The organism is Mesorhizobium sp. M7A.F.Ca.CA.002.05.1.1, from assembly GCF_003998335.1.
Classification (GTDB): Bacteria; Pseudomonadota; Alphaproteobacteria; order Rhizobiales; family Rhizobiaceae; genus Mesorhizobium.
Map to the genome: position 1 here is coordinate 1 of NZ_RZQI01000808.1, position 2,699 is coordinate 2,699.

Below are 2,699 nucleotides of genomic sequence, written 5' to 3' on the forward strand. Positions count from 1 at the left end.
TTTGCGTTTCGGCATTGGGCTTTGGTCGGGTTCTTGCCCTCGGAAATGAAAAAGCCCGCCGGCCGTGAGGCCAGCGGGCTTGCTTGACCGCCCTTGAGCGGCGATTCGCTACTTCCCCGGATTTGGTTAGGTCGGATCCAACGGGGGAAGAGATGATGGGGTTGGCGAAGCCGTCACGGACGACAGTCGCTCACGCTTCGTGAAAACGGGCTTCTGATAGATCTTCTTCATCGACATTCCCCTTTGCCAATCCGCAATGTGTCACTCTTTGGCTTAGGCCGGGCAGCGTGTCAATCGCGCGACAAAAAGCCCGCCACCTCTCGGTAGCGGGCAAGGTCTGTAGTAGCTGGGATCAACCAGCATAGGTCAACTTGCGGCGTCGGGGATAGTTGCGATGGTCGGGCGGATTCCAACTCTTGCCGCCCTAACCTGATGCTAAATCGGCCGCCTGCCCCGCATCTTTCAATACAGGCTGTTTCCGCATATGTTCCGCCACATGTCCCGGAACACCGTCCTTCAGATAATTGCCGCCTTGATTACGATTGCGGTGCTGGCGGTACTGCATCAGGGGCTTGACTGGTTTCTTAGCAGTCTTGAACCAAAATTCATGATGGGGCTGGTCGTCGGCTTTATGGCGGGGACAGTCCTGGTTCTGCTTATCTGGTACTATGAGGACCGCAAAGTGCGGTATTCAAGGGCGGTTGGCCCCGGCGGGGCCGCTGAGCAAAAGCGCTCGCGCAACGCGATCGACCTGTGACTGCTGAATCTGAGATCCCCGGCCGGCCTTCATAAGCGCTTCCAATACTGCGCTCTGTTGCGGGCCGCCTATCAGCGTGCGAGCCATGTCGGCTATAGCCTTTTCGTTTCCGCCATTGTTCAAGGCGTCAATGACCTTATCCACCGTCCGCATGCCGGCCGCTCGGGCCGCGCCGCGGGCACCGCCGGCAATGAAGCCTTCGCGTAAGCCAAACCCGGGGGCGTTGGCGGGATCAATTGCTTCGCGAGCAGCGACACGCGCCGCCGTCTCCGAATTGCGCGTGACGATGTTCGACGTGTCGGCAAACAGCTTTTCCCGGTCAAGCAGATCGATGATGGAGCGGGCCTTGTCGGACCCGAAAAGCGTCGACAGACGAGCCCTGTTCCAATCGCCTTCGCCCTTGATGAGCCGCTGAAGCGCTACACGGTCGTTTGCGTTGGTACCGACGATGCGCTCTATCTCCGCCCGAGCGCCTTCACGCAACCGAAGCGGCACAGCGGACGGCCCGACTTGCAGCCCCTGCGGCAATGCACCTTGCCGGACTTCTGCGGCGAGTTCGTCGGGGCGCGGCGCTTCCCGGCCGCTTGAAAGGACGGATTGGCCACGCCCAACAGCCTCTTTCTGCCGGGCCAGCTCTGCATATTTCGCGTCAACTTCCTTGATCCCGGGAACCGATGCCCGAAGCTCGTCGTCAACAGTCTGCCGCGCCGTGGTCAGGGCGTTGACGGCGTTCGTTCCCTGGGTTGTCTCCAACATGTCGTCTATAGCGTGCCGCGTGTTCAGCAATTCGCCCGCGTCCGAAACTAGAGACGTGCCGGGGGGCGGTTGGCCATCGGCCCGAGCCCGAGCAATGTCAGCCGGCGTTGGCTGATGGTCCAGCATCGAGCGGACACGCTGCACAAGGCGCTGCGGCTCGCCGCGCAACGTCTGGGCTTCGGTTTCGAGATAGCGGGCAATCGGTAAAGTGTCGACCGGGCCAGCATCGCGCAATGCCTCTTGATATTCAGGCGCGAGGCGCTGTTGGTTGGTATTGGCTCGATCGATGATGCGCGAGGGCGTGGGAGCTTCGCCAAGCGTTTCATCAAGGGCCGACCGGATACGCCAGTTAGCATTAGCATCGCGTGCGCCGATTGCGTTTCGAACGATTGCCTTGCCCTCGCCTGGGGTGGCGGCAATAGCGCCGGCGGTATGCCGCATGTTCGCGCCAAGGTCCATCAACATGCCGTTGTCGCCGAGCTGCGACAGTGCAGCGGGATCTACGGCATCCTGACGAACAGCCCCCGCCAAGACCTTGGCGGCGGTCTTGTCGAGCCCGAGGGCGCGCGCGACCGCGCCGATGTGGAGGTTGTCGGCGACGGCCTTGACGCCCTTGCCGATCAGCGGCGCCAAGAATGGCGCAGCCAAACCAGTCGCAAACCCGATCCCGGCGCCTTTGCCGGTTTCTTTGATATCTCCCCCCGAACGCACAGCAGAATCCGCACCGTTGATCGCGGCTCCAGAAAGCGCGCTAAGGCCATATTGCAGAGGCTTCGACGCAGCTCCAATGCCAAACACCTCTGGCGCAGCCATCATCGCCGGCAATGTTCCGGCAACCGCACCCGTCACGTTGCCAAGCGTCCGCGCGACAGGGTGGGCCTCGCGGCTCGCCTCGTTCATGCGGGTCATCTCCGCATTGACTTTGGAATAGAGTTCGCCAGTGAGAAGCGAGCCTATGGCAGCGGACGCGGCTGTAAGACCCTTATCGATGTAGGGACCGGCGATCGGCACGCCCTCGCCTGTCGATGTCAGGTAGGTTCCCATGGCGCCCATGTCAGGACTCGGAACAAACGTGGGTGCCTCGTGGCCGCCTTCCGGCTCGGGGCCGCCGCCGGCTATGATCTGTTGCGCCTTCGCGATCCCTGCTTTCGCGCGAGCGTCAGCATCCGTAGCGGCTGCGTTGGGA

2 protein-coding genes are annotated in these 2,699 nt (G+C 61.9%); both read right to left on the reverse strand.

The window, feature by feature from the left end; all coding sequences use genetic code 11:
- Positions 1–424: 424 nt before the first annotated feature.
- Positions 425–565, reverse strand: a complete 141-nt coding sequence (locus EN939_RS38675; protein ID WP_164775727.1) for a hypothetical protein — start codon at positions 563–565, stop codon at positions 425–427.
- A 126-nt stretch (positions 566–691) separates the two neighbouring features.
- The coding region (locus tag EN939_RS28785) for a hypothetical protein (protein WP_127271092.1) at positions 692–2,699 on the reverse strand (2,008 nt) is incomplete at its 5' end.